Source organism: Flavobacterium sp. (assembly GCF_043773265.1).
In the GTDB taxonomy this organism is placed as follows: Bacteria; Bacteroidota; Bacteroidia; order Flavobacteriales; family Flavobacteriaceae; genus Flavobacterium.
Genome location: NZ_JAYVFH010000117.1, coordinates 1 through 5,650 on the forward strand (window position 1 = coordinate 1; position 5,650 = coordinate 5,650).

7 protein-coding genes are annotated in these 5,650 nt (G+C 31.5%); all 7 read right to left on the minus strand.

Annotated elements, in window-relative coordinates; genetic code table 11:
* Positions 1-138: 138 nt before the first annotated feature.
* A complete protein-coding gene (gene groL, locus ACH2BO_RS06290) occupies positions 139-1,767 on the minus strand; it encodes a chaperonin GroEL (RefSeq protein WP_395043901.1) in 1,629 nt (542 codons plus the stop codon).
* Positions 1,768-1,836: 69 nt separating this feature from the next.
* Complete coding sequence (gene groES / locus ACH2BO_RS06295) at positions 1,837-2,112, minus strand: co-chaperone GroES (RefSeq protein ID WP_395043902.1); 276 nt, start codon at positions 2,110-2,112, stop codon at positions 1,837-1,839.
* A 108-nt stretch (positions 2,113-2,220) separates the two neighbouring features.
* Entirely contained in the window at positions 2,221-2,613 is a 393-nt protein-coding gene (gene secG / locus ACH2BO_RS06300; RefSeq protein WP_395043903.1) for a preprotein translocase subunit SecG, read from the minus strand.
* Positions 2,614-2,632: 19 nt separating this feature from the next.
* Positions 2,633-3,433: a tetratricopeptide repeat protein gene (locus ACH2BO_RS06305; RefSeq protein ID WP_395043904.1), complete on the minus strand. Its 801-nt coding sequence runs from the start codon at positions 3,431-3,433 to the stop codon at positions 2,633-2,635.
* A gap of 28 nt (positions 3,434-3,461) precedes the next feature.
* Complete coding sequence (gene lptE / locus ACH2BO_RS06310) at positions 3,462-3,968, minus strand: LPS assembly lipoprotein LptE (protein ID WP_395043905.1); 507 nt, start codon at positions 3,966-3,968, stop codon at positions 3,462-3,464.
* Between the two features lie 76 nt (positions 3,969-4,044).
* The gene (locus ACH2BO_RS06315) at positions 4,045-5,313 is read right to left on the minus strand and encodes a sigma-54 interaction domain-containing protein (RefSeq protein ID WP_395043906.1); all 1,269 of its coding nucleotides are present in this window, start codon (positions 5,311-5,313) and stop codon (positions 4,045-4,047) included.
* Positions 5,314-5,389: 76 nt separating this feature from the next.
* A partial coding sequence (locus tag ACH2BO_RS06320; RefSeq protein ID WP_395043907.1) for a GxxExxY protein occupies positions 5,390-5,650 on the minus strand: 261 nt, incomplete at its 5' end.

Genomic DNA, 5,650 nt, shown 5'->3' on the forward strand with positions numbered 1-5,650 from the left:
AGCCAAAGTTCTTTTAGAAGAATTTCCATAAATTAATTTTGCCAAATATAATAAAAATCCGTCTCGTTATATGACTAGACGGATTTTTTATTTATTAAATCTAATTGTACTTCGTATATTTTACTTTGTACTTTAAAATTACATCATTCCTGGCATTCCTCCACCCATTGGGTTTCCACCAGCATTTTCTTCTTTAATTTCAATTAAAGCACACTCTGTAGTAAGAATCATTCCAGCAACCGAAGCTGCATTTTCTAACGCTACACGAGTTACTTTTTTAGGATCAATAATTCCAGCTTTTAGCATATCAACATATTCGTCAGTTTTTGCATTGTAACCAAAATTTCCTGTTCCTTCGGCAACTTTTGCAACTACAACAGAACCTTCCAATCCTGCATTTTCTACAATTGTTCTTAAAGGCGATTCTACTGCACGAGAAATAATTTGTATTCCTGTTGCTTCATCTGAATTTTCAGCTTTTAAAGATGCCAAAACTGATTTTGCTCTTAACAATGCAACGCCACCACCAGCTACAATTCCTTCTTCTACAGCAGCACGAGTTGCATGTAAAGCATCGTCAACTCTATCTTTTTTCTCTTTCATTTCTACTTCACTTGCTGCTCCAACATAAAGAACTGCAACGCCACCAGCCAATTTAGCCAAACGTTCTTGCAACTTCTCTTTATCATAGTCAGATGTTGTAGTTTCCATTTGAGATTTTATTTGGTTGACACGATTTTTAATTAAATCTGCTTCTCCTGCACCATTTACAATTGTAGTATTGTCTTTGTCAATAGTAACTTTTTCTGCTGTTCCAAGCATTTCTAAAGTTGCATTTTCAAGTGTATAGCCACTTTCTTCTGCAATTACAGTTCCGCCAGTTAAAATTGCGATATCTTCTAACATTGCTTTTCTTCTGTCTCCAAATCCTGGAGCTTTTACAGCAGCAATTTTTAACGCACCACGAAGTTTATTTACTACCAATGTTGATAATGCTTCACCATCTACATCTTCTGCAATGATTAATAATGGTTTTCCAGATTGTGCAATTGGTTCTAAAACTGGAAGTAATTCTTTAAGTGAAGATACTTTTTTATCGTAAATTAGAATGTATGGATTTTCTAATTCTACATTCATTTTTTCTGGATTTGTAACAAAATATGGAGAAAGATAACCTCGGTCAAATTGCATTCCTTCTACAACATCTACGTAAGTATCTGTTCCTTTTGCTTCTTCAACTGTTATTACTCCTTCTTTTCCTACTTTACCAAAAGCTGTTGCAATTAAATCGCCAATTACTTCGTCGTTATTGGCAGATATTGATGCAATTTGTTTTATTTTTTCAGAATCACTTCCTACTACTTGAGCTTGTTTGGTTAAATCGGCAACAATTGCTGTTACAGCTTTGTCTATTCCTCTTTTTAAATCCATTGGATTTGCACCAGCAGCTACGTTTTTTAATCCTTCTTTTACAATTGCTTGTGCAAGAACGGTTGCAGTTGTTGTTCCATCTCCAGCTAAATCATTGGTTTTAGAAGCAACTTCTTTAACCATTTGCGCGCCCATATTTTCTAATGGATCTTTTAATTCTATTTCTTTGGCTACTGTAACACCATCTTTAGTTACGTTTGGTCCGCCAAATGATTTTCCAATAATTACGTTTCTTCCTTTTGGTCCAAGTGTTACTTTTACTGCATTTGCTAATGCGTCAACTCCACGTTTTAAACCGTCACGTGCTTCTATATCGAATTTTATATCTTTTGCCATTTTTGTAATTGCGAGGAATGAAGTAATCTCATCCTCTTTTTATTGGTTTATCTTTTTTACTTTTTACTTTTAAATTATTGCCAAAATATCATCTTCGCGCATTATCAAATAATCTTTTCCATCAAGTTTTAGCTCAGTTCCTGCATATTTTCCATAAAGAACTAAGTCACCAACTTTCACAGTCATTGGTTCGTCTTTTTTTCCGTTTCCAACTGCCAATACTGTTCCTTTTTGTGGTTTTTCTTTTGCGGTGTCTGGAATAATAATTCCAGATGCTGTTTGAGTTTCTGCTGCTGCAGGTTCTACAATTACTCTGTCTGAAAGAGGTTTAATATGTAATGCCATAATTATAGTAATATTTAAAAAAAATTAGAGTGCAAAGTTACTTAATAAAGAGCATAAAAAAAAGCGTTAACTTGTTTGTTAACGCTTTTTTATAAACTATAAAAAATATTATTTTGTTTCTGTTGGCTTTGCTGGTGTTGCAGTTTCGCTAGCAGTTGGTTTTGTTACAGTTGTTGTATTAGAAGCTGGCTTGTCACTTTTTGTTGCTGGTGCTGCGGTTTTTGCAGCAGGATCAACATCGTCAATTACTTTTGAACCTGTGTTGCCCAATTTCCCTGAAAAGCTTAAGCTAGATAGTAAAATTAAAACAATTAATGCTGTTGCTAATGTCCAAGTACTTTTGTCTAAAAAATCGGTAGTTTTTTGAACTCCACCAAGCATTTGTGAACCACCAATAGATGAAGATAATCCTCCACCTTTAGGGTTTTGAACCATAATCACTACGATTAATAAAAAACAAACTATTGTTATTAATACTAAAAAAATTGTAAAATCGCTCATTGTAAATTGTTATTATTTTTTATTGTAAATTTTTGATATTTAAAATTCGGTTTGCAAAGAAACTACTTTTTTCTGGATATTTCAAAATTAATATTTCATATGCTTGAATTGCTTTTGAATATTTTTTTTGTTCAAGATAAACTTTGGCTAAAGTTTCAGTCATTAAATATGTTTTATCTTCAATTTCTGGCTGAATTGTAAAACTTGAATTGTCTTTATTTATTGGTGGAATTTTAGGATTATTCTCAATGAATTTATTTATAAGTTCTATCTTTTTCTTTTTTGAAACTTCTTCTTCAGAAATTGTTTCTTTTCTTTCAATTGGATCGTGTCTAGAAAGTTGAAGCCATTCTTGAAAAGAGTGCGTTTCAATTTTAGTAAACGACAATGGCTTGCCTATATCCAATTTGCTTTCGGCAAGTTCATTGTTTGGATTAGCATGTCCTATAGAATTATGTATTGATTCTTCTAGAGTATTTGATTCTTTTAGATTTTTTGAATTTTCAACAACTTCACTTCCTAAAACATTGATGTCTAATAACTGTGATACTTTTTGATTGTATAATCCACTTTGAATAGTAACAAAACCATCAGAAGTAATAAAATCAAATAAAATGCTTCTGTCGTTTGTAAATGCGGCGGTTGTTTTTAAAGCATAATTATATTTGAAACTATCTTGATTGTATAAATGTTTTAATCTTAACACTTTAGCGCTTTGAAAATATGGAAATTCTTCCATTATTTTTTCTATAGCAATGCTATGACGCTCATTTATTGCATCAGGTTTATTTATTAAATAAGTATAATCTGCTAAGTTCAAATTTTTAGTGTTTTATTTTCCAATAATTTTACCATTTTGCCAAAGATTCATTAAATATATCTTGGGTAATTCTTTCAAAAATAACATCTAGAGCTTCAGTAAGTTTTGACCCAACAAGCTGAGTGTTTCCATCGTAATCGTAAAAAAAAGAAAATCTCTTTTCAAAATCATCACTTTCTTTGTTTTTGTTAGAAAATCTTACCATAACACTAACTGTCAATCTGTTTTGAGATGCACGTTGATCTGCAGTTGCTGACATTGGTGTAATTCGGTATTCTACAATTTCACCATCATACATTAAATCGCCACCAGTAGTCACTAAATTTAAATTGGTCTGATTTTGAACAATATCTTGTAATTCTAAAGTGAAAGTTCTTTCGATTCCGGGTTCAATCAATTCTGCATTATTCTGAAAATAATTTACCTGAAAGGTTTTGGCATCAATTTTACCAGTTCCTGTAAAGTTATATGGACCACAACTATTGAAGGTTGTAGCAATTAAGGCAATAAAAATATAGTTTAGAAATTTATTCATTTTCAAGAATTCCAATTAATTTTCAAATATAGAAATTTTGTGTTTTATGATTTTTAGTTTTGAGATTTATTTATGATTATAAATCATATTGCTTAATTTTTCTATATAAAGTACGTTCAGATATTCCTAATTCATCTGCTGCCGCTTTTCGTTTTCCTTTATTTTTTTCTAATGATTTTTTGATGAGTTCGATTTCTTTTTGTTCTAATTTTAAGATTTCTTCTTCCTCGACAGTTTCGGCAAAAAGGTAATCGTTGTTATCATCTTCATCATCAAATTCTTCTTGTTCGTTGTCAGAATTTGGATTGTTTATAATGTTTTTTCTTGGTTCTTCTTCAAATTCTGTAGGAGTATCTTCTTTTTGACCATAAATTTTCTGAATTAAATTTTTATTTATTTCTTGAACTTTCGAACTTCCGTTTTGCATTAATTCTAATGTTAATTTCTTTAAATCATGTAAATCACTTTTCATGTCAAACAATACTTTGTATAAAATATCACGTTCTGTTGAAAAATTGCTTTCACTTTTCTTGTCTTTAATTACACTTGGTAAATGACTTCCATCTTGTGGTAAATAGGACATTAATGTTTGTAAAGAAATTTCACGCTTGGTTTCAAGAACCGAAATTTGCTCGGCAGCATTTCGCAATTGACGAATGTTTCCGCTCCAACGGTATTTTAAAAGATATGGAATTGCTTCGTCTTCTAATTTAATTGCTGGCATTTTGTATTTGTGGGCAAAATCGGCAGCAAATTTTCGAAATAACAGATGAATATCGTCTTTTCTATCGCGTAATGGTGGAAGCAAAATATCAACCGTACTTAACCTATAATACAAATCTTCACGAAACTTTCCTTTTTCGATGGCATCAAATAAATTGACATTTGTTGCAGCAACAATTCGAACATTAGTTTTTTGAACTTGTGATGAACCTACTTTTATAAATTCTCCATTTTCTAAAACACGAAGTAATCGAACTTGCGTTGTTAATGGTAATTCGCCAACTTCATCAAGAAAAATTGTTCCGCCATCGGCAACTTCAAAATAACCTTCACGAGTAGAAGTTGCACCTGTAAAAGAACCTTTTTCGTGTCCGAATAATTCACTGTCAATTGTTCCTTCTGGAATTGCACCACAGTTTACAGCAATGTATTTACCATGTTTTCTATGCGAAAGCGAGTGTATTATTTTAGGGATACTTTCTTTCCCAACCCCACTTTCTCCAACTACCAACACCGAAATATCAGTAGGAGCAACTTGTATTGCTTTTTCTACAGCACGATTGAGCTTAGGATCGTTTCCTATAATTTCAAATCGTTGTTTTATTGATTGTATTGTTTCCATAGTCATTGCGAGGCGCGAAGCAATCTCATTATTCTTTTATTTTTAACCACAAATTACACAAATTTTCACAAATTAATTAGGTGCTTATTAATCTTTTATGTGTCAATGATTTATTTTGAAAATTTACAATAATTCCAATCGGAGTTTTTGCGAGTTTCATATAGTTCAATGTTCTCGAAAGATGATCATTAGTTACTTCGCTAACTGACTTTACTTCTAGAATGATATCCTCGTAAACAACAAAATCTGCGTAAAAATTATGAGGTAGAATAAATCCTTTATATTCCACATCATACTTTTGTTCTCTTACATATGGAATATTATGATTTTTAAATTC